Genomic DNA, 19,919 nt, shown 5'->3' on the forward strand with positions numbered 1-19,919 from the left:
TCCACCGACCACCTTAGTCCTCCGCTCCGACAAATGAGTGTCCGCGGTCACACTGTGAACCATGAGTGAACAGAATCCCCGCCGGTCGCCTGGGGTGCCACGACGCGTGATTTGGCGCTTTTCTGGAGAAATCCGGCAGGCCGCCGCGCTGGGGTTCCGGGCGTTCTCAGGCAACACTTCTCCCGGGCGGGCCGTCCTCCCATTAGGCTGGTGACAAGTCCGCAGCATGACCTCCATCGACAGGAGAACACAGCCGATGTCAACGCCAGAGTTCAACAATCAGGGCGGGCCGGAAACGCCTGACCGGCAGCATCCGGGGCAGAGCCCGTGGGGACCTCCGGGCCAGCAGCAGGCACAGCAGCAGGCGCCCGGACAGTACCAGGGCGGCCCGCAGGGTGGCGGCGCGACGGGCACTCCGTATGGGGGAGGCCAGGGACAGCAGGGCCAGGGGCAGCCGTATGGCCGGCCGTCACAGGGTGCGCCCGCCGGGCCGGGAGCCGGGCAGTACGGCCAGCAGCCGGGTGTGCAGCAGCACGCCGCACCTCAGGCGGGACCCGACTATGGCCGGTCCGCTCCGGGCCCGGGGTACGCCGGTCCCGGTTACGCTCAGACGCCGGCCGTGGGGCGCGGTGCGGCGGCATCTCAGCAGCCCGACGGCGGGAAGGCGCTCCTGGGCCCCCTCACCCTCCGCGATGTGCTCGTCCTGGTCGCCATCGTGCTGCTGCTGGTCGGCAACGGATTCGGAAGTTTCGGACGTCTGGGGTTCATTCCGAGCCTCGAGTTCCTCGGCCTCGATCTGATCCTTCCGCTCGCGGTCGGCATAGGATTCCTGGTCCGCAGGGTCAGCCCCTCCACCAAGCTCCGCCTCGGATCCTTCTCTCTGGACCAGCTCGCGTCCGTGCTGGCGTCCCTGGCGCTGTTGAGCGCGGTGAGCCAGATCGGTGTCCTGCCGTTCCTGGGGTACTACGGCTACGTCAACTGGACGTCGGTGATCCTGAATCTCCTGGGCGCCGCCCTTCTGTTCGTGACCACGGTGCTGGCACGCTTCATCCCGGTGTTCGCCGCTGATTTCACGGGCCGTCCCGAGGTTCCGGCCCACGTCGTGGCACGGGACGCAGCCCCCGCGAACCGTCCCGCGCAGCCGGTCCACTCCGGTCCCGGCGCTCAGCAGTACTCGAGCACCCCGGGCTACGGGGACCAGCCGGGTGGCCCGGCACAGGGCGCTCCTTCGCCGTACGCGCCGCAGGGCTACCAGCCGCAGCAGGGGCCGGCATGGGCCGCTCCGGCCGCCGGCGCCGCAGGTGCGGCGGGCGCGGCGGGTGTTGGCGCGGCAGCCGCCGCGGCGGCCACCGGAACCGCGGCTTCCTCGGACGAGTCTTCCGCCGGTCACCCGGCGCCGGGTGCCGAGTCGGCTGACTCCCAGGTCGAGGGCGGCGTGCCCTCGCCGTCCACCTCCCGGCACCGCGCGCCGGAAGCTCCTGAGGGCACCTCCGAAGGTCTGGGCGACGGCGTGGGCGAAGCCCGCGACGCCGGTTCCGCGGCCTCTCCGGTCGCCGAGGCCGCTGGTGCCGCTGAAACTGGTTCCTCTGACGCTGTTTCCGCGGCTTCGGCTGACGAACCGTCGGCTGACGAACCCTCGGCCGGGCCGGCCGCAGGAGCTGCGGATTCCGGTTCCGGCCCGGTGGCCGGTTCCGATGCGGACGCCGGCGCCGGCTCTTACGATGCTGGCGCACAGCCGTCGGAACAGTCCTCGACGCAGGCCACTGCATCCGACCCGATCCTGGGCGACGAGGTCCTGGCGACCGCGGGCTATGAGGCCTCGGAGGGGCCGTCCGAGGACGACCTTCTGAAGGAAGCCCAGTCCCATGTGGCCGAGGCGCCGGAGCTCCCGGAACCCGTGCTGGGCGTCCCCACGCTCAACGAGTCCGTCGACGTGCCGGAGGACGAGGAAGAGGAGTTCTACGCTCCGCACCCGGACGACGACTCCGACGTGACGGTGCTCCGCAGCGCGCTGAACACGGGCGGTGCACTGAACACGGGCTCGGGCAGCTCGTCTGCCGATAAGCCGGAGTCCACCACGACGGAGGACGCCGCCCCGGCGGGTGCCGGGTCCGCGGATCCGATTCACGCCGTCGTCGACCCTCACCGTGAAGCGGAACAGCCGGCGCAGCAGGCCTTCTGGTTCGCAGTGCCGGAACGACGTGTTGCGCTGGATGAGCGGAGCGGCGCGCCCGTCTTCGACCTGGAGCCGGGCAAGTGGATCCTGGCGCTGCAGGAAGGCCCGCAGGGTCTGGTCGTCCAGAACGAGGACGGCCGGATCGGCGTGCTGCATGATCTCCGCAACATCGAGCGGGGTTCCTGACCCGCAATGACGAAGAACACCGTGGCGGCCGGCGGCGAAAGCCTGCTGGCTAAGAAACGCCGGGCGCGGAAGATCAACAAGGTCCTGGGGGAGTTCTATCCGTACGCTCACCCCGAACTCGACTTCCGGAACCCGTTCGAGCTGCTGGTCGCCACGGTGCTGTCCGCGCAGACCACCGATGTGAGGGTCAATCAGATCACGCCGGCACTGTTCGCCCGCTATCCGGGTCCCCGCGAGATGGCACAGGCCGAGCTTCCTGACCTGGAAGCCATCATCCAGCCCACCGGATTCTTCCGTGCCAAAGCCCGGAACCTCGTGGCGCTGGCGACGCGGCTGGTCGACGAATACGACGGCAAGGTCCCGCCGTCCGTGGAGGAGCTCATCACTCTGGCCGGGGTGGGTCGCAAGACGGCCAATGTGGTGCTGGGCAACGCGTTCGGCATCCCCGGCATCACGGTCGACACGCACTTCGGACGTCTCGCCCGGCGCTTCGAGTGGACCACCTCGGATGACCCCGTGGTGGTGGAGCGCGAGGTGGGCGAGCTGGTCGAACGCAAGGAATGGACGCAGCTCTCCCACCGGGTCGTGTTCCACGGGCGCAGGGTGTGCCACTCCCGGAAGCCGGCGTGCGGCGCGTGCGTGGTGGCCCACTGGTGCCCGTCCTACGGCATGGGGGAGACGGATCCCGTCAAGGCGGCCAAGCTGCTGAAGTACGAACTCGCTCCTGGCCAGGAGGAACTCCGGGAGGCGTACCTCGCCGCGGTGGAGGACCCGGCCGAGATCCGAATGGCGTCCCAGCGGGCACTGCTGGCCGAGTCCGCTTCGTGAGCGCGTTGCGGGACCTCCGCCGGTTCGCCGGCGAGGCCGGAACCGTCCTGGCCGAGGAGCTGGGCGCCCGCTGGCGGCTCACGCTGGCCGAGCCCGACACCGCCCGTGACGCCGCGGTCCTCATGCTCTTCGCCCCCACGGCGGAAAGCGCCGGACGCGACCCGGACAGTCTGGGACCGGACGACCTGGACCTGCTGATGCTCCAGCGCGCGACGACGCTCGGCAGCCATGCGGGAGAGATCGCCTTCCCGGGCGGCAAGCTGGAGCCCGACGACGCCGACGAGGCCGCCGCCGCTCTGCGGGAGGCCGTCGAGGAGACGGGTCTGGACCCGGCCGGTGTCGACGTGGTGGGAGTCCTGCCGTCGCATCCGCTGCCGTACAGCAATTTCATGGTCACTCCCGTTCTCGCCTGGTGGCGCGAGGTGAGTCCCGTGTTCGTGGTGGACCCGCGGGAATCGGCCCAGGTGTTCCGCATCCCGGTGCGCGATCTCCTCGACCCCCGGAACCGTGTCACGGCCAGTCTGGAGCGGGCGGGAGTCGTCTTCGAGTCCCCGGCCTTCCTGGTGGAGGACGTCTTCATCTGGGGATTCACCGGCAAGCTGCTGGAGGAGACGTTCCATTACCTCGGATGGGCCAAGCCCTGGGATCCGGACCGGAAGCACTTCTTCACGCTCTGAGGTGCTGCCGCATCGTCATGGTGCTCGGCATTGCCATGGTGCACGGCCACGTGTCCTGACTGCGTGGTCCGCCTGCGTGGCAGCAGGCCGTGGTCTGGCTTTTCGGCCTCGCTACTCGGCTTGGCTAGTCGGCTCGGTTGGGCTGCTTGGCCTGGCCGGGCTACTTGGCCTGGTCGTAGGAGTCGACCACGGCGACCGTCAGTGGGAAGTCCACCGGAGCCGTGCCGAACAGGAGCCGACCGGCGTCGCGGGCCGCACTCTCCACCGCCTCGACACAGTCGGGGATGAGCCCTTCGGGGGCGTGGACCATGATCTCGTCGTGCAGGAAGAAGACGAGTTCTGCGGGGCCGGTGATCGGCCACGACGAGGATCCGGCCGCGCCGGTATCGCCCTCCAGGGCCTTCGGCCAGGCGGCGCCGAGCGCGTGAAGGCGCGACCGGATTCCGGCCAGCCAGCACTCCGCCCATTCCGCCGCGGTCCCCTGCACGATGAAGTTGCGGGTGAAACGGCCCCTCGACCTGGCCCAGGAGTCGGCGCGGCGCTGTTCCTCCTGAGTCTGTGTCCTCTGGGCCGCCTCCCACGCGGCTCCGGGAGGAGGGGTGGTCCTGCCCAGCCACGTGGAGACGGACTCCCCGCGTTCTCCACGACGCGCGGCGTCCTCCACCAGGCCGATCGCCGCCGGGTACAGCTTCTTCAGCTGCGGCATGAGCCGGGCGGATTCCCCGGTCGTCGCACCGTACATCGCGCCCAGCAGCGCGACTTTCGCGGAGGAACGGCTGCCGCCGAATCCTGCGTCGGCGATCTCGGCATACAGGTCCTGGCCGCGAGCCGCGGCGGCCATTCCCTGATCGGCCGACATGGCCGCCAGAATGCGCGGCTCCACCTGCGAGGCATCAGCGACCAGCAGTTTGTACCCCGGCAGAGCCCGGACCGCGTTCCGGACCGACTTCGGGATCTGCAGCGCCCCACCGCCACGGGATGACCAGCGACCGGTGACCACGCCTCCCACCACGTAATCCGATCTGAAACGGCCGCGGCGGACCCAGCTGTCCAGCCAGGACCAGCCGTTCGCCGTATAAAGACGGGACAGCTTCTTGTACTCCAGCAAGGGGGCGATCACTGGATGGTGGAATTCCTGCAGCTCCCACTGCCGAGTGGTCCGCACTTCGATGCCATTGCGGTGCAGCGCCCGCAGGAGATCCTGCGGCGAATCCGGATTGAGGGAGGGCGAGCGGAGCAGCTCCCGCATCTCCGTCACGAGCGCTTCCATCTTCCGGGGCCTTTGACCGAGAGGAGGCTCCGGACCCAGAACCTCCTCCAGCAGCCCACGATGGGCGGCCTGGTCCCAAGGAACCCCCAGGAACTGCATCTCCGTGGCCACCAGGCCGGCCGCCGACTCCGCCGCGACCAGCAGGCGCAGCCGCACCGGGGAGGAGGAGCCCGCGATCGCCGCCAGCTGTGCCGCGAACTCCTGTCGAGTCAGGTCGTGGTCCCGGGCCTGACGGGGCGCGTCGAACAGGCTGTCCTGGAGCTGTTCCACCGGGCCTGCCTCGGCGCTGGGGTAGTCCGCGGAGCCGGTGATCCTGGCTGCCATGTCGGCATAGCGAGGGTCCTGAACGAGGGAGGAGAACCGCAGGATGGTCCGGATCAGACTGATGTCGTGACATCTGGCCAGCCGCACACCGGCGGCCAGCAGGCGCGGGTAGAAGTCGTGCACGGTGTCCCAGACCCACCGGGGCTGTTCCTCTTCCAGGGACACCACTTCCTGTGGGAGGTCTTCGGCAGAGACCTTCCACGGGCTGCCGATCGCCACGCCCGAGTCGTCGAGGCGGGACAGGTGCGCCCCGCCGTCGTCGTCGGGGGTGATCAGAATGTGCATGGTTCCATTCTCCCGGCTGGCACCGACCTTTTCTGACGCCCTCTTCGCGTTGTGGACAAGCCGCTACGAGCGCTGTCCACATGGTCCGAGCGGGCCCCGGCGGCTTGCCGCAGTCGGCTGCACGCTGGATTCATGAAACGACGTATGCAGGAAGCCGTGGACGATTCCACAGCCGCGCTGGGCGACGCCGGGTGGCCCGGCCGGGAGGCCGCCGGCACAGATCGCGGTGGCGCGCCCTTCCTTCTCATCACCGGTCTTCCGGCGATCCAGGAAGCGGTCAGGGCCGCCGCGGCCGCCGCCGGGGTGCGGCTTCGGGTGGCTGAAGACGTTCAGAGCGCCGTCCCGGACTGGGACCGGTCCAGCGCAGTGATCGTCGGCGGGGACGTCCTGGAATTCCCCGTCCGTCGTCGACCCGTTGATGCCCTGCTCGGTCTGCAGGATGATCCGGGGCTGTGGGATCGCGCGGCGATGTGGGGTGTGGAACGCGTCGGCGTCCTGCCGGCGGCCATGGGCTGGCTGGCGGAATTCCTCGGCGGCATGGGCACCGTGCGCGACGGCGGACTGGTCGCCGGGCTGTGGGGCGCCGCGGGTGGGAGTGGGACTTCGACCCTCGCGGTGTGGCTCGCCGCGCAAGCTGCCGAGGCGGGACTGCGCACGGTGCTCGTGAACACCGCACCTCAGGATGCCGGGTTTCGGTACGCCTTGTCCGCCACGGATCTCGCGGGATCGGGCTGGGTCGAGCTGAACGCGAGCAGCGGAGCGATCAGTCCCGAGCGGCTCGCGAATTCGCTTCCGCAGACCGCCGGATTCTCGGTGCTGATGTGGCCTGCAGGCGGTGTCGAACCGGGCCCGGTGATCCACGATCCCCGGGTCCTGGACGCAGCACGCAAGGCCTACGACCTGGTGGTCCTGGATCTTTCGGACTCCACACTGCACCAGCTCGCCTGGTGGTGCGACACCTTGACCGTATGTGCTCCACTGACCCTGAACGCCGCCGTCCGTGCGAGCAATGAGCTCGGACACGTGCCGGTGTCGTCGCCTGGGCTGGTGGCGCGCGCCCGGCGAGGTCAGGGCCCGGAAGCCGCGGAACTCGCGAAGCGGCTGGGTCTTGGCTATCACGGCCTGATTCCACCGCTCCGTGGAGTGCAGGCCGCCGCCGATGAGGGGCGTCTGCCCGGTCTGGCGCGGATCCGTCCGGTTCGGACCGTGGTCGGCGCGGTGCTCGCCCAGGCCGGAGGTGGCGGACGATGAAGGAGACACCGGAGGGAGACCAGGCCCGGTCCGCCGCTCCCCGGTCGAACAGCGGTCGACGCCGTGCATTCCAGGCGGGTGCTCCGCGCCGGCAGCGTCCCCTCATGGCACTCGGCAGTGGGCAGGAAGAAGGCTTTCCTCAGCACTCCGACAACGGTCACGGCCTGGATCCGGCACTTCTTGAAACCATCAGGCAGGACGTGCTGAGCGTTCCCGGCCCGGTCACCACGGAAAGGGTCGCCGCCGCGGTGAATTCGACGGGGAGGTTCCTCGGACCTTCCGTAGCGCTCGCGGCGGTTGAGAGCATCAACGCCGAATTGCGGGGCCTCGGACCCCTGCAGGTCGTCGCTGATGTGCCAGGGGTCACCGATATCTTCGTCAACGGGCCCGATGGGGTCTGGTGGGACCGCGGAGCCGGACTCGAGCGCATTGCGGTGCCGTTGGGGCGCGAGGAACAGGTGCGTGCCCTCGCCCAGCGACTGATATCGGCCGGAGGGCGGCGTCTCGACGAGGGCAATCCGTGTGTCGATGTGCGCCTTCCGGGCGGTTACCGCGTCCACGCGGTCATCCCTCCGTTGTCCCCGGACGGCACGGTCCTGTCGATCAGGATCCGTCGCGGCCGGCGGTTCACCCTCGCCGAACTCGGTGAGGCAGGCATGTTCACCCCGGACATCCTGGGCGTGCTCCAAGCCCTGATGAACCGGCGGCTGAACTTCCTGATCAGTGGAGCCACAGGTTCGGGGAAGACGACCTTGCTGTCTTCTCTCCTGAGTCTCGCGGGTGCACAGGAGCGGCTGGTTCTGATCGAAGACGCATCGGAGCTCGACCCTGGTCATCCTCACGTGATCAGGCTGGAGTCCCGTCATGGAAACATCGAAGGCAAAGGAGCCATCGGGTTGAGGGAGCTCGTCCGGGAATCCCTGCGCATGAGGCCGGATCGTCTCGTCGTGGGGGAGTGCCGCGGCTCGGAAGTCCGTGAGCTGTTGATGGCACTCAACACCGGACACTGTGGCGCCGGGACCTTGCACGCGAACTCGGCCGACGACGTGCCGGCCCGGCTCGAAGCGCTCTGTGCCTTGGCGGGAATGGATGGGACTGCCACTGCGGCTCAGGTCTCGAGCGCCGTCGACGTGGTGATCCACCTGGATCGGATGTCGACGGGACGTGAGATCCGCGAACTGAGCCTGGTCCGGGCACGCGACGGCCGCCTGGCCACCGAGTCGGTTCTGCGGCATGTCGGTGGGCAGCTGAGCTATGGACCGGGCTGGCCGGCGTTCAGGGCCAGGCTGAGCCCTGGGACGGAGGCGTGATGCTCTTCGCCGTATTCCTGATGGTGGGACTGCTCCTGGTCGGTCCCGGCCCCGGCGCCTGGGTGTGGCGGCAGGAGCGCCATCCCGCCCCTCACGGCGCCGGTCACGGTGTGCTCGGTTCGTGGAGCGGTGCGCTTGCCCGGTTCCGGAAGCGGACCTGGGCGAGCACGCACGGTGCCCGGAACACTGCTGCCTTGGATCGTGAGTCCATGGCGGTCCTCGTGCAGCATCTCGGCGCCCTGCTGAACGGTGGACGCAGTGCTGCCCAGGCATGGCGTGAACTGCTGGAGTTCCACCGCGAGGACTCCGAGACACGTCGGGAGATGCGGCCGGGCCCCGATGCCTCGGTGGACTCGGCCCTTCTGGCTGCGGCTGCGCAGGCAGCCGAGCTGGGTGAGAGCCCCGCGATCGCCATTCACCGCCAGGTGGCTGCTGGGCGGTTCCCGAGGGAGTCCCGACACGTCGTCCGGCAGTGGTCCCAGCTTGCTGCTTGTGTCCGTGCCGGCGAACTCAGCGGATGCCCTCTCGCAGACCTTCTGGAACGGTTCGCCCTCGACCTCGAGCACTCGGCGGATGCCGAGAGGTCTCGTCAGACGGCGCTCGCCGGTCCACGGGCCAGTGTCGCCTTGCTCGGCTGGCTGCCGTTCTTCGGGCTGGGGCTCGGGCTGCTGCTGGGCGTCGACCCCGTGGACATCGTGTTGCGCTCCCCGGTGGGAGGGCTGTCCGTGATCGCCGGCCTGGTGTTCTGGTTTCTCGGCAGGGTCTGGTCCTCGCGTCTGGTGCGCCAGGCGGAGGTGGGCTCGCGATGATCCTGCTCCAATTCTCCGTCCTCCTTTTCGCGTGCTGGTGTCTGACCAGTGCCAGGCCGTCCTGCGCGTCGGTCCTTCTCCGGAGGGGCGCCGGCGATGCGCAGAGCCACGACGGACCGGAAGGCCGGCCGGAAGCGTCCGGAGGCCCCGGCGTCGTGGAGGACAGCGCGCTGCTGCTGGAACTCGTCGGGGTGCTGCTGGAATCCGGGCTCAGTCTGGAGCGCAGTCTCGAAGTGCTGGCCGAGTGCGCGGATCAGGTCATTGCGGCTCAACTCCGACGTGTCGTGGCCGCGCTCGCCTTGGGCGCGGCGTGGGATGAAGCCTGGCGCAGCGCATCCGATGTCGGTCTCGCCGCGGGGGTGACCGGCGATCGGGTGGGTCTCGTGTCACGCGCCGTCCGCCTCTTCCGCGGGGCGGGCCACGGTCTCCATCCGTCCCTCCAAGCCCTGAAACGGACCTTGAGGTTCGCCGCCTTGAGCGGGGCGCCGTCGGCCCAGAGCATCCGGTCCAGTGCTGCCGCGGAACGCCGGAGAACCTTGCGGGAATCTGAACGGCGCGCCGCCGCTCTAGGGGTCCGGCTCGTCCTGCCCTTGGGGATGTGTTCTCTGCCGTCTTTCATCTGTCTGGGCATCATCCCAGTGGTCCTGGCACTCCTGCCTGGAGTCGTCTGACATCGCCCGAAGGGGTCTCATCGAAAGGAAGTCCATATGCCGACAACCACCACGCCCGCCTCAGCCGGGCCGGGCGCTCCTGAGCGTCGTTCGGTCACTGCCACCACCCCCGACCGGATGGAACGGCGAAGGTGGAGCGTTTCACGCGAATGCGCCATTCTCTGGCTCCGGATCGTCGGGATCCTCTGGCGCTTCCGCGCCAGGCTGACGAAGCTCTGTTCAGGCCAAGCCGGCACGTCGACAGCGGAGTACGCCATCGCGACCCTGGCTGCTGTCGCCTTCGCAGGTCTTCTGGTCGTCATCATGCGCAGCGACGAGGTCCGGGGCTTCCTGTTGAACATCATCCGCACAGCATTGGCGATTCCGTGAGTGACCACCGGGCCCGGCCCAGGACGTACGACGAACGCGGGAGCGTGACGGCCGAGTTCTCCGTGACACTGCCCGTCGTCGTGTTTCTGCTGGCCGTCTTGCTGGGAGCCGGTTCTGCGGCGATGCAACAGGTGCGGCTTGAGGAGGCGGCCAGGGCTGCCGCACGTTCGCTCGCCCGAGGCGACACACAGGACGTCGCAAAAGCCGGTACCCTGCGGCTGGCGGGTGGGCGCGCGTGGCTCGAAATCCAGGACGACGGCGGAGGCTTCGTGCGCGCAACGGTCCGGGCGCCGGCTCCCGGGGTACTCGGAACCGCCGTCCCCTGGATCCAGAGCGCGCAGTCGACGGCGGCGAGGGAGGACACCGGAGGGGATCCATGACCAGGTGCGCTTCCGCCTCCCGGAAAAGCCATTCGACGGCCCGAGGTCCGTGTCGGAGGAATGAACCGGAGAGGGGTTCGGGAACCGTGCTGTCGCTGGGACTCGGACTCGTGCTGGTCACCGCTGTGCTGCTCGTCGTTCTGCTCGGACAGGCGGCGACGCTGGCGTCCCGCGCGGCCGCTGCTGCGGACCTCTCGGCGCTCGCCGCCGCGGATGCGGCGCGTGGGCTGCGGAACGGAGACCCGTGCACGGTGGCAGCGGAGATCGCCGCCAGGGATGGGGCTCGTCTGGACTCCTGCGAGCTGCAGGGACCGTCTGGAGACATCGCGGAAGTGCGGGCCAGTGTCGGCGGCGCGTTCGGTCTGGGCCGGGGCGAAGGCCGTGCCCGTGCCGGGCCGCCTCCGTAGGGGGGCGGGCGTGCCGCTCACCGGCCCGGAACCTCTGGGACTACGCGCCGCCGTCGAGTGCCGCGGGACCTGTCCAGTCGTGGGCGTCCTTGAGGAAGGCTTCCAAAAGGACCAGTGCCCCGGCCTTGTCGAGTGGGTTGTTCTTGTTGCCGCATTTCGGCGACTGGACACACGAAGGGCAGCCGGAATCGCACTCGCAGGCCAGGATCGCCTCGCGTGTCGCGGCGAGCCAGGTGCGGGCCTTGGCGAAGGCCCGCTCGGCGAAGCCCGCTCCGCCCGCGTGCCCGTCGTAAACGAAGATCGTCGGGTGGCCGGTGTCGGCATGGAGGGCGGTGGAAACCCCGCCGATGTCCCAGCGGTCGCTCGACGCCACGAGCGGGAGCATACCGATCGAGGCGTGCTCCGCCGCGTGCAGTGCACCGGGGAACCGCGCTTCCACCAGTCCGGCGTTCAGGAGGCGCTGATTGCCCACCACGAACCACACCGCCTTGGTGAACAAGTCGCGTGCCTCGAGATCGAGGGGCTCCTCGCCGAGCACCTCATTGGAGGCCAGCGATTTCCTCTGGAAGGAGACCACTTGGGTCGTCACCTTGACCTCACCGAAGTGAACAGCGACATCGCCCCACGTCATGGAACGGTCCACGGACAGGACTTCCACCTGGGTGACGTCCCGGGCGGTGGTGTAGTAGTCCGGATTGGCCCGGCGGACCAGGACGGTATGGTCCTCCTCATCCAGTTCCTCCACGAGGTAACTGGATCCCTGATGGATGTAGACCGCTCCCCGGTGCGCCTGATAATGCGTCTGGGGAGAGTCCATCGATCCGAGCAGGGCGCCCGTCTCCGCGTCGACGATCCGGGCGGGTCCTCCGCCGTCGTCACGGATGCTGACCATGCCGGCCGCGCTCTGAGCATGGGTCCAGAACCAGCCGGCGGGCCGGCGACGGAGGTACCCACGCTCGACCAGGGTGTCCAGCATGGCGCGCGCGGTGGGTCCGAAGAGTTCCTCGTCCCCGGGCCGCAGCGGTTGTTCCGCCGCGGCGGCACAGAGGTGGGGGCCCAGGACGTAGGGGTTGGACGGGTCGAAGACGGTGGCCTCCACCCCGACGTCGAACACGGCCTCGGGGTGATGCACCAGGTAGGTGTCGAGGGGGTCGTCGCTGGCCACGAAGGCGGCCACGGCGTCTTGGCCGGCACGTCCGGCCCGGCCGATCTGCTGGAAGAAGGAGGCCCGGGTTCCGGGCCAGCCGGCGACCAGCACGGCATCGAGCCCGGAGATGTCGATGCCCAGTTCCAGGGCGGACGTGCTGGACACCCCCAGAAGCTCACCCGACCGCAGGGCGGCCTCCAGCGCTCGGCGCTCCTCGGGGAGATACCCGGAACGGTACGCGGCGATGCGGCCCGGAAGACTGGGATCCACCTCGTCGAGGAGGCGCTTGGTGATGGACGCGATCCGTTCAGCCCCTCGACGAGACTTGATGAAGGCGATGGTGCGGACCCGCGAGGACACGAGGTTGGCGAGCATGTCGGCGGACTCGGCGATCGCGGTCCGCCGGGTCGGCGCCCCGTTCTCCCCTTGCAAGTCGGTCAGACGGGGTTCCCAGAAGGCGACGGTGGTGGCACCCCGCGGGGAGGCGTCCTCCGTCACCGCGGTCACGGGGGCGCCGATCAGCCGGGAGAAGGACTCGGCCGGTTCGGCGGCCGTTGCGGACGCGGCGAGGAACACAGGCTCCGCGCCGTAATAGGCGCAGACCCGACGCAGCCGACGCAGCAGGTTCGCCACATGGGACCCGAAGACGCCCCGGTAGCTGTGAGCCTCGTCGATCACGACGTACCGCAGGCGGCGGAAGAAACGGGCCCACCACGAGTGGTTCGGCAGGATGCCGTGGTGCAGCATGTCCGGGTTGGCCAGGATGATGTTGGCGTGCTCGCGGATCCACCGGCGTGAGTTCGCGTCGGTGTCGCCGTCATAGCTCTCGGCCCGCAGCGTGTCCAGACGCAGCGAGCGGAGGGAGGCCAACTGGTCCGCAGCGAGCGCCTTGGTGGGCGCGAGGTAGAGGACGGTGGCGCCGTCGTCGTGGAGCTTGCCCGGCTCGGCGAGCACGCGCAGTTCCGAACGGTGGACGGCATCGACGGCGGGCAGCTGGTACGCGAGGGACTTACCCGACGCGGTGCCGGTCGCGATCACCACGTGGTCGCCCGAGTGGGCGCGCTCCGCGGCCGCGACCTGGTGCTCGTACGGGACGTCGACGCCCAGCCGCTGATACGCGGCCACCACGTCGGGGTGTGCCCATTCCGGCCACGTGCTGTAGCGGGCCCTCCGGGACGGGATGGTGCGGACATGCTGAAGCTGCTCCGGATCCGCGGAGCGGCCCAGGAGAGGGATCAGCGAGTCAGAGGAGGGCACCGGAACATTGTGTCACCCGGTCGCCGCGCCTTGGACGCGGCACCGTGAAACCAGCGCCGGACAACCAAGACCGGAAAACCAGCACAGGGGACGGAGGCGCCTAGATGTCGGCGGGCTTCTGCTCCGTGCTGGAGAGCATCACCACGGCGCAGACTTCCTGCCAGCCGAGGTGGGAGTAGAGAAGCCGGCCGTCGGCGGAGGCGAGGAGCAGCCCGATCTCCACCGGGTGCTCGAAGGACCGCGCCGCCAGGGACTTCATGATGAAGCTGCCGAGGCCGCGGCGGCGGTAGTCGTCATGGGTGACGATCTGGTCGAAGACGGCCACGGTGCCGTTGGCCACGAACACCCGGCCGCTCGCTGCCACCACGTCGCCGGCTCGGACCTCCGCATGGTGGGCGCCGTCGACGACCGTGTAGCTGACTTCGAGATCGTCGTCGGGAAGCCAGGGGTCCTCGGTGTCCTGGGTGTCCATGTCGACGATCATCATCGACTCGGACGTCGAATTGAGGAAAAGGCCCTCGGCATCGCCCAGAGCCATGTACTTCTGAGGGTCGCGGGTCAGGACCGTCAGGAGACGTCCCGGCACTTCGCGGGTCTGCTGGGCCAGGACCGCGAAATCCTCGGCCGAGGGGTCCACCGCGAAGAACTCGCGGGCCTTGACGGTGTCGTCACGGTCCACGGCAGGGAAGGCGCCGACGCGCTCCACCGAATAGCCTCGGCAGCCGGCCCAGCCTTCCACCCAGACATCCAGCAGGCCGTCAATGTCTTCCATCAGGGTCTCCGCAGTCATGATTCGAGCCTATGGCAGGGCCGGTTAAAGCGACAGTCGGTATCAGTATCTTGTCGGTAAACTCTCAGTCTCAAAGTCATCTCAGAGCCCGCTGGACGCGAGCCGGAGGCCGCTCTGACGCCTTCGATCTGCGGGACCATTAACCTTTAACGGTGGCCCAGAACAAGATTGCCCTCTATTACGCCTTCGCCCCCGTCGCCGACCCCGAAGCGGTCCGGCTCTGGCAGCGTGCGCTGTGCGAGAAGCTCGGTCTGCGAGGCCGCATCATCGTCTCGAAGGACGGCATCAACGGCACCGTGGGCGGAGCCATCCAGGCCGTGAAGGAGTACGTCCGCACCACCAAGGAGTACGGCGCGTTCCGGGGCCTGGATGTGAAGTGGTCCGACGGCGGCGCCGACGATTTCCCCCGGCTGAGCGTCAAGGCCCGCGAGGAGATCGTCTCCTTCGGCGCGCCCGGCGAACTGAAGGTCGATGAGAACGGGGTCGTCGGCGGAGGCACGCATCTCTCGCCCGAGGCGCTGCACACCCTGGTGGCGGAGAAAGAGGCCGCGGGCCGGCCGGTGCGGTTCTTCGACGGACGCAACGCCTTCGAAGCACAGATCGGCAAGTTCAAGGACGCGATCGTGCCGGACGTGGCCACCACCCACGACTTCATCCGCGAACTGGAATCCGGGAAGTATGACGACCTCAAGGACCAGCCGGTCGTCACGTACTGCACGGGCGGCATCCGGTGCGAGGTGCTGTCCAGCCTGATGGTCAACCGCGGTTTCACCGAGGTCTACCAGCTCGACGGCGGCATCGTCCGCTACGGCGAGAAGTTCAAGGACAAGGGCCTCTGGGAGGGATCGCTCTACGTCTTCGACAAGCGCATGCATCTCGAATTCAGCGACGAGGCGAAGACCATCGGCGCCTGCGCACGGTGCGCCGCTCCCACGAGCGACTTCCACAATTGCAGCAACCCTGAATGCCGCACCTTGACGCTCTACTGCGCCGAATGCGCCGCGGATCCGGAGAAGCTCCGCTGTCCGGACGGCTGCCAGGTCGCCTGAGTCCGACGCCCCGCCCCGCCTGAGCCCAGGCTCAGCCCTTCGGTCCCATGCCCCGCCGCGCTGCGCACAGGCGCAGCCCGGCGGGCCAGGCTCAGCCCTTCGGGACGAGCTGGAACGCGTAGATGATGGGGGCGTCCACCGTGGACGCCTTCACGCTGAGATCCCCGGCCGGCAGGGACACGGTCACGACGTCCTTATTGCCGTTGCAGGCGCTCGTGGCGTCGGCCGCTTCCTTGCCCGCAACGGAAAGGGCGAAGTACGTCTTGCCGTTGCCCTCGCAGGTCATCGTGAAGGTGTATTTCCCGGCCTCGAGATGGGCGAGCGACGTGTCGGCCGGCTGGCGGTCCAGCAGCTTCCCACTGCCGCCCAGAACAGCGCCCGGGGCCGAGGGCAGGGCCGTGGCCTGCCAGGACGGCACGTCCACCTGCTCGATGCCCGGCCGCTGCACGCATCCTGACACCGTTCCCAGCAGGAGCGCGCCGAGCGCTCCCGCCGTGAGGGCACGGGTGAGGACAGTCATGCGGGAGGTCATGCATCTACGCTACCGCGCGCCGTCGTGCCCTTGCGCCGGAGTGGTTCACTGAGATGCATGGAGACCACACGAGTCGAGGCGTTCAGCGATGGCGTCATGGCGATCGCGCTGACCATCATGGTGCTGGAACTGAAGACGCCGGACAGCCCGGATCTGAAGGGCATGGCCGAGTTCCTGCCCACCCTGCTGACGTATGTGCTCAGTTTCATCTACATCGGCATCTACTGGAGCAATCACCACCACCTCATGCACCTCACGAAGCGGGTGGACGGGGGTGCGCTCTGGGCCAATCTGAACCTGCTGTTCTGGCTGTCCCTGGTGCCGTTCACCACGCGCTGGATGGACGACTCCTCCCTGAGCCCGCTGCCCGTCCTCGTCTACGGCTTCAATCTGCTGATGTGCGCCGTCGCCTATGCGAACCTGCAGAACCGGCTCATCCGGATCCAGGGTGCGGGCAGCCGCCTCGCGTCCGCCATCAACCGCGGCTTCAAGGAGAAGGTCTCCACGGCGCTCTACGTGCTCGGATGCGCGACGGCGTACCTCACCGTCTGGGTGAGCGTGGCCTGTTACGTCGCGGTCGCCATCCTCTGGATCGTGCCGGACCGGCGCATCGAGCGGGCGGTGGCGGACTCCGCGGATCCCGCGGAATCCTGACCGGACCTCAGGCTCGCCGCGTGTGACCGCTCAGTCTCATGCCGCCCCAGTAGAGCAGCGCGGAGCACAGGAACGTCGGCAGTGTGGCGCCGAGAGGACTGGGCCAGACGAAGCTCAGGACCACCGAGACGGCGGCGCCGGCGGCCCAGCTCACGACCGCGATCCAGTTGATGCCGCCGGAGTACCAGAACGCCCCGCCGGAGGACCGCAGCAGATCCTTGCCGTACCGCGCCCGTTTGAACCAGTAGTAGTCGACGATGACCACGGCGAACACCGGGACGAACAGTGAGCTGATGACCGTGAGGAAGGAGGTGAACTGGTCGAGGAGCCCCAGCCAGGCTGAGCCGGCGATCGAGACCGTCCCGAGGATGAGGGCTGCCGGAAGGAACCGGACGCGGCCGTCGGGACGGGCGTTCACCACCGTGGTGGTCATGCCGTAGACCACCATCGAGTTGGTCGCCATGACCGAGAAGAAGATCACGAGTGCCAGCGGGACCCCGAACGGCCCCACGATGGCGACGGGGTCGAAGGAGACGGCCTCGCCTCCGGAGAGCACCACGTATCCGAGAGCGGTGGCGCCGAGCAGCATCGCGACGATGGTGGAGAGCGAGTAGCCGATGCCTCCGCCGAGGACCCCGGCGCGGGTGCTGCGGGCCATGCGGTTGATGTCGGCGGACAGGACGGTCCAGGAGACGGCGGTGGCGACGACCAGGTCGAGGACGATTGCTGGCGTCGAGCCCAGTGCGGGGTCCACCTCGATCCCCGCGAAGTCGGCGGGGGAGAAGCGTCCCAGCGCCGTCGCGAAGATCCACGCGATGACCGCCAGGATCACGACGGCCAGCCACGGCTCGACGCGGGAGATGCCCGAGTGCCCGAAGATCGCGAGGATCACCACGAGCAGCTGGCACAGCATCGAGAACAGCACCGGATTGCTGAAGCCCGTGAACTCGTGGACCACGTGGTTCACGGTGACGCCGGCCAGCATCGCCTGCACCCAGCTCCAGCCCATCAGGATCACGACGTTCGCCCCGACCGGCAGCAGCGAGCCGCGCAGGCCGAACGCGCCGCGGGTCACGGCCATGGTGGGCAGGCCGGTGCGCGTGCCGATCGCGCCGATGGACGTCAGGACCACGGCGCCCACCAGTGTCCCCACCACGATCATCGTGACGGCGGTGGGGAACGGCACGGCGGTCACGAACAGCGTGCCCGTCAGCAGCGTGGTGACCACGAGGTTCGCGGCGAGCCAGATCATCCCGATCCGCGCGCCGGACAGGGTGCCTTTGACGGGTCCTGAGCTGTCAGCCTCCGCGGAGAGCCGGGCGTCGAGTCCTGCGTACACCGTTTTCAGGGACACGCGTCACTCTCCGGGGACGGTGGAGAGGTGCTCATGGACCGCGATCAGGCCGTCTCCTTCGGTGCGGAAGACGATGGTCTCGCGTTCGGTGCTCCGCTCGGCACTGCCGTCCCCCGGGTCCACCGTGGTGTCGACGGTGTGGGTGAAGACGGCCATGCCGGGGTAGCACTGGATGAGGGCGTCGCGGGAGACGCAGTCGAGGACGGCCCAGCCTTCCGCGCGCCACGAGTCCCAGGCGCGCTCGTACGAGGCGCGGTCGTTCAGACGGTGCTGTTCGGGGTGGAAGACGAACGTGGCGTCCTCGGCGAACGTGCCGAAATACGCGTCCCGGTCATTGGCCCGGAAAGCCTGGACGATCGCTGCGGCAGCCTCTTCGACGCTGGCCTGGGTGGGTGTCTCCATGATGCTCCTTCGAATCGACGCCCGGCGGAACAGTGGGGAGCCCGCAGGTTTCGCGTCAGGCAACATGTGATGCTACCGGAATAACAATTCGCGGGGTAGAGGCGAGCGCTCAACCCGCCCGGCCGGGGCCGGTGCGCCTACCATGGCAAGGTGACTGAACAGACCTCCTGGCAGGACTCGCCCGAAGCCCGCGTGGACGCGCCGCGCGCCGACGACCTCCCGCTGCTCCAGGCCCTGGCCTCGGATCTGACGGACCTCGACTACACCGCCGAGGGCGTCGCCGATCTCCTCGGAGCGCCCGCGTACGAGGCGCTCTCACGGGACCAGCTCGTGCCGGCCCGCATCGCCCTCGAGCCGCACGCCGGACGGGGGCTCGCCGTCGTCGTCGGGCTGTGGCTGCTGGCCGCTCCCCAGACGGCGGTGGCGCTGGAGGCGGCGTTCCCCCGGCTGGGCGTCGACGGCCTGCTGGCGCTCGGTCTCGTGGAGCGGACCGACGACGGCGCCGTCCAGGCCGCCGTTGACCTGCGGCCTTACGCGTGGACCGGTGAGGACGGGGCGGAGACGTTGCTCTGGGTCGCCAGCGATCTGGGCGCCCACCAGAGGCCCGGGGTGCTCCGGCACGACCACGTGCTCGGCATCGGCCAGGCCTCCACCACGCTCGTCCAGGTCACCATGCGCCGCCCGGTCGCGACCGCGCTGGATCTCGGCACGGGCTGCGGCATCCAGACGTTCCACCTGCTCCAGCACGCGCGGCACGTGGTCGCCACGGACATCTCCCCGAGGGCGCTCGCGTTCACACGTTTCAACCTGCTGCTCAATGCCGGGCCTCTGGGGATAGACCCCGCGGACCCGGACGACCGCGTCAGCCTGCGGTGCGGCTCGCTCCTGGAGCCGGTCGCCGGGGAGCGCTTCGACCTGGTGGTCTCCAACCCGCCGTTCGTCATCACCCCGCGTCACGACGGTGAATCCGCTGGCGACCAGTTCACCTACCGCGACGGCGGGCTGCCGGGTGATGCGATCGTCTCCACGCTCTTCCGGGAGCTGCCGGGAGCCCTCACCCCGGGTGGCACGGCCCAGATGCTCGGGAACTGGGAGATCGCGGAAGGCGCCGCGTGGGACGAGCGGGTGCGGTCCTGGCTGCCGGATGGCGCCGGAGCGTGGGTCATCCAGCGTGAACAGCTCAGCCCTGAGCTCTACGCCGAGACCTGGCTTCAGGACGCTTCGGAAGGCCGCGACCCGGAGCTGTACTCCCGCAGCTACCGGGACTACCTGAACGACTTCGCAGCCCGCGGTGTGGGCGCGATCGGCTTCGGCATGGTGCTGCTGACCGGCTCGGGAGAGGACTCCGACCTCGAGCGCTTCGAGGAGATCACCTACCCCGTGGAACAGCCGCTCGGCCCGCACCTGCAGGCCGCTCTGGAGCGCCGGGCCTGGCTCGAGGAGCATGAGGTGGGCGACGCGGCTCTCGTCGTGGCCGAGGACGTGACCGAGGAGCGGCACCAGCGGCCCGGTGCGGAACACCCGGGGGTCATCCTGCTCCGGCAAGGCGCCGGACTGCGCCGCACCAACCTGCTCAGCAGCGAACTCGCGGGCTTCGTCTCGGCCTGCGACGGCGACTTCACGGCCGCCCAGCTGGCCGCCGCCGTCGTGAGTCTGACCCCCTCGGCGGAGGGCGCCGGACCGATCGATGACGCGTCCCGCATTGCCGCATTGCTGGAAGACGTGCACAATTTGGTGATCGATGGCTTTCTTGTTCCGGTAGGCCTGGTGTCCCAGCCCTGACTGAGTGCT

Annotated in this window: 19 protein-coding genes; 13 read left to right on the forward strand and 6 right to left on the reverse strand. The window is 69.0% G+C overall.

Annotated features, from left to right (window positions below; translation table 11 throughout):
- The first annotated feature begins 256 nt into the window (after positions 1-256).
- From BLV63_RS18635 to BLV63_RS04635, 3 genes are read left to right on the forward strand one after another with little or no spacing between them, the layout of a single operon-like run.
- Positions 257-2,362: a hypothetical protein gene (locus BLV63_RS18635; RefSeq protein ID WP_157412735.1), complete on the forward strand. Its 2,106-nt coding sequence runs from the start codon at positions 257-259 to the stop codon at positions 2,360-2,362.
- Positions 2,363-2,368: 6 nt separating this feature from the next.
- Entirely contained in the window at positions 2,369-3,190 is an 822-nt protein-coding gene (gene nth / locus BLV63_RS04630) for an endonuclease III (protein ID WP_066215927.1), read from the forward strand.
- Positions 3,187-3,867, forward strand: a complete 681-nt coding sequence (locus BLV63_RS04635; RefSeq protein WP_066215926.1) for an NUDIX hydrolase — start codon at positions 3,187-3,189, stop codon at positions 3,865-3,867. The genes nth and BLV63_RS04635 overlap by 4 nt, the downstream gene beginning before the upstream one ends.
- A gap of 160 nt (positions 3,868-4,027) precedes the next feature.
- Here BLV63_RS04635 and BLV63_RS04640 read toward each other — a convergent pair whose 3' ends face one another.
- Positions 4,028-5,746 (reverse strand): bifunctional 3'-5' exonuclease/DNA polymerase, encoded by a 1,719-nt coding sequence (locus tag BLV63_RS04640; protein ID WP_066215924.1) that lies wholly within the window; start codon positions 5,744-5,746, stop codon positions 4,028-4,030.
- 132 nt (positions 5,747-5,878) lie between these two features.
- Between BLV63_RS04640 and ssd the strand changes: the two genes are divergently transcribed.
- The 7 genes from ssd to BLV63_RS04675 all read left to right on the forward strand — a co-directional run bounded on the left by ssd (position 5,879) and on the right by BLV63_RS04675 (position 10,943).
- The gene (ssd, locus tag BLV63_RS04645; protein ID WP_082724255.1) at positions 5,879-6,997 is read left to right on the forward strand and encodes a septum site-determining protein Ssd; all 1,119 of its coding nucleotides are present in this window, start codon (positions 5,879-5,881) and stop codon (positions 6,995-6,997) included.
- A 104-nt stretch (positions 6,998-7,101) separates the two neighbouring features.
- Positions 7,102-8,307, forward strand: coding sequence for a TadA family conjugal transfer-associated ATPase (locus tag BLV63_RS04650; protein WP_074784024.1), 1,206 nt, complete (start codon positions 7,102-7,104; stop codon positions 8,305-8,307).
- The gene (locus BLV63_RS04655) at positions 8,307-9,116 is read left to right on the forward strand and encodes a type II secretion system F family protein (RefSeq protein ID WP_066215919.1); all 810 of its coding nucleotides are present in this window, start codon (positions 8,307-8,309) and stop codon (positions 9,114-9,116) included. The genes BLV63_RS04650 and BLV63_RS04655 overlap by 1 nt, the downstream gene beginning before the upstream one ends.
- Positions 9,113-9,787, forward strand: a complete 675-nt coding sequence (locus BLV63_RS04660) for a type II secretion system F family protein (protein ID WP_066215917.1) — start codon at positions 9,113-9,115, stop codon at positions 9,785-9,787. Before BLV63_RS04655 ends, BLV63_RS04660 begins: the two co-directional genes overlap by 4 nt.
- Before the next feature lie 36 nt (positions 9,788-9,823).
- Positions 9,824-10,156 carry a DUF4244 domain-containing protein gene (locus tag BLV63_RS04665; RefSeq protein ID WP_066215915.1) on the forward strand — a complete coding sequence of 111 codons (333 nt, stop codon included), beginning with the start codon at positions 9,824-9,826 and terminating at the stop codon, positions 10,154-10,156.
- 44 nt (positions 10,157-10,200) lie between these two features.
- Positions 10,201-10,536 carry a TadE family type IV pilus minor pilin gene (locus BLV63_RS04670; RefSeq protein WP_254780459.1) on the forward strand — a complete coding sequence of 112 codons (336 nt, stop codon included), beginning with the start codon at positions 10,201-10,203 and terminating at the stop codon, positions 10,534-10,536.
- Complete coding sequence (locus tag BLV63_RS04675) at positions 10,533-10,943, forward strand: Rv3654c family TadE-like protein (protein ID WP_074784027.1); 411 nt, start codon at positions 10,533-10,535, stop codon at positions 10,941-10,943. The genes BLV63_RS04670 and BLV63_RS04675 overlap by 4 nt, the downstream gene beginning before the upstream one ends.
- A 40-nt stretch (positions 10,944-10,983) precedes the next feature.
- Here the strand turns inward: BLV63_RS04675 and BLV63_RS04680 are convergent, their stop codons facing one another.
- Together BLV63_RS04680 and BLV63_RS04685 are read right to left on the reverse strand one after the other, a co-directional pair.
- Positions 10,984-13,347, reverse strand: a complete 2,364-nt coding sequence (locus BLV63_RS04680) for a DEAD/DEAH box helicase (RefSeq protein WP_066215911.1) — start codon at positions 13,345-13,347, stop codon at positions 10,984-10,986.
- 100 nt (positions 13,348-13,447) lie between these two features.
- Positions 13,448-14,137 carry a GNAT family N-acetyltransferase gene (locus BLV63_RS04685; RefSeq protein ID WP_066215908.1) on the reverse strand — a complete coding sequence of 230 codons (690 nt, stop codon included), beginning with the start codon at positions 14,135-14,137 and terminating at the stop codon, positions 13,448-13,450.
- 152 nt (positions 14,138-14,289) lie between these two features.
- On the opposite strand from BLV63_RS04685, the gene trhO reads away from it, so the two are divergent.
- A complete protein-coding gene (gene trhO, locus BLV63_RS04690) occupies positions 14,290-15,186 on the forward strand; it encodes an oxygen-dependent tRNA uridine(34) hydroxylase TrhO (protein WP_066215906.1) in 897 nt (298 codons plus the stop codon).
- Positions 15,187-15,277: 91 nt separating this feature from the next.
- Here trhO and BLV63_RS04695 read toward each other — a convergent pair whose 3' ends face one another.
- A complete protein-coding gene (locus BLV63_RS04695; protein ID WP_074784030.1) occupies positions 15,278-15,718 on the reverse strand; it encodes a DUF6023 family protein in 441 nt (146 codons plus the stop codon).
- 57 nt (positions 15,719-15,775) lie between these two features.
- On the opposite strand from BLV63_RS04695, the gene BLV63_RS04700 reads away from it, so the two are divergent.
- Positions 15,776-16,372 carry a TMEM175 family protein gene (locus BLV63_RS04700; RefSeq protein WP_066215903.1) on the forward strand — a complete coding sequence of 199 codons (597 nt, stop codon included), beginning with the start codon at positions 15,776-15,778 and terminating at the stop codon, positions 16,370-16,372.
- Positions 16,373-16,379: 7 nt separating this feature from the next.
- On the opposite strand, the gene BLV63_RS04705 is transcribed toward BLV63_RS04700, so the two are convergent.
- Both BLV63_RS04705 and BLV63_RS04710 read right to left on the reverse strand, forming a co-directional pair.
- Positions 16,380-17,726 (reverse strand): purine-cytosine permease family protein, encoded by a 1,347-nt coding sequence (locus tag BLV63_RS04705; RefSeq protein WP_254780461.1) that lies wholly within the window; start codon positions 17,724-17,726, stop codon positions 16,380-16,382.
- A 3-nt stretch (positions 17,727-17,729) separates the two neighbouring features.
- Entirely contained in the window at positions 17,730-18,128 is a 399-nt protein-coding gene (locus BLV63_RS04710) for a YybH family protein (protein WP_066215899.1), read from the reverse strand.
- A gap of 150 nt (positions 18,129-18,278) precedes the next feature.
- Here BLV63_RS04710 and BLV63_RS04715 point away from each other — a divergent pair, with 150 nt between their 5' ends.
- A complete protein-coding gene (locus BLV63_RS04715) occupies positions 18,279-19,910 on the forward strand; it encodes a DUF7059 domain-containing protein (protein WP_066215897.1) in 1,632 nt (543 codons plus the stop codon).
- The last annotated feature ends 9 nt before the right edge of the window (positions 19,911-19,919 follow it).

It is taken from the genome of Arthrobacter woluwensis, from assembly GCF_900105345.1.
Taxonomy (GTDB): Bacteria; Actinomycetota; Actinomycetes; order Actinomycetales; family Micrococcaceae; genus Arthrobacter_E; species Arthrobacter_E woluwensis.

Bases quoted from the DNA above. Each gene is read 5' to 3' on its own strand.
- BLV63_RS04675 (WP_074784027.1), top strand. From the start codon at position 10,533: ATGACCAGGTGCGCTTCCGCCTCCCGGAAAAGCCATTCGACGGCCCGA.
- BLV63_RS04640 (WP_066215924.1), bottom strand. From the start codon at position 5,746: ATGCACATTCTGATCACCCCCGACGACGACGGCGGGGCGCACCTGTCC.
- ssd (WP_082724255.1), top strand. From the start codon at position 5,879: ATGAAACGACGTATGCAGGAAGCCGTGGACGATTCCACAGCCGCGCTG.
- BLV63_RS18635 (WP_157412735.1), top strand. From the start codon at position 257: ATGTCAACGCCAGAGTTCAACAATCAGGGCGGGCCGGAAACGCCTGAC.
- nth (WP_066215927.1), top strand. From the start codon at position 2,369: ATGACGAAGAACACCGTGGCGGCCGGCGGCGAAAGCCTGCTGGCTAAG.
- BLV63_RS04650 (WP_074784024.1), top strand. From the start codon at position 7,102: ATGGCACTCGGCAGTGGGCAGGAAGAAGGCTTTCCTCAGCACTCCGAC.
- BLV63_RS04665 (WP_066215915.1), top strand. From the start codon at position 9,824: ATGCCGACAACCACCACGCCCGCCTCAGCCGGGCCGGGCGCTCCTGAG.
- BLV63_RS04700 (WP_066215903.1), top strand. From the start codon at position 15,776: ATGGAGACCACACGAGTCGAGGCGTTCAGCGATGGCGTCATGGCGATC.
- BLV63_RS04710 (WP_066215899.1), bottom strand. From the start codon at position 18,128: ATGGAGACACCCACCCAGGCCAGCGTCGAAGAGGCTGCCGCAGCGATC.
- BLV63_RS04695 (WP_074784030.1), bottom strand. From the start codon at position 15,718: ATGACCTCCCGCATGACTGTCCTCACCCGTGCCCTCACGGCGGGAGCG.
- BLV63_RS04685 (WP_066215908.1), bottom strand. From the start codon at position 14,137: ATGACTGCGGAGACCCTGATGGAAGACATTGACGGCCTGCTGGATGTC.
- BLV63_RS04660 (WP_066215917.1), top strand. From the start codon at position 9,113: ATGATCCTGCTCCAATTCTCCGTCCTCCTTTTCGCGTGCTGGTGTCTG.
- BLV63_RS04655 (WP_066215919.1), top strand. From the start codon at position 8,307: ATGCTCTTCGCCGTATTCCTGATGGTGGGACTGCTCCTGGTCGGTCCC.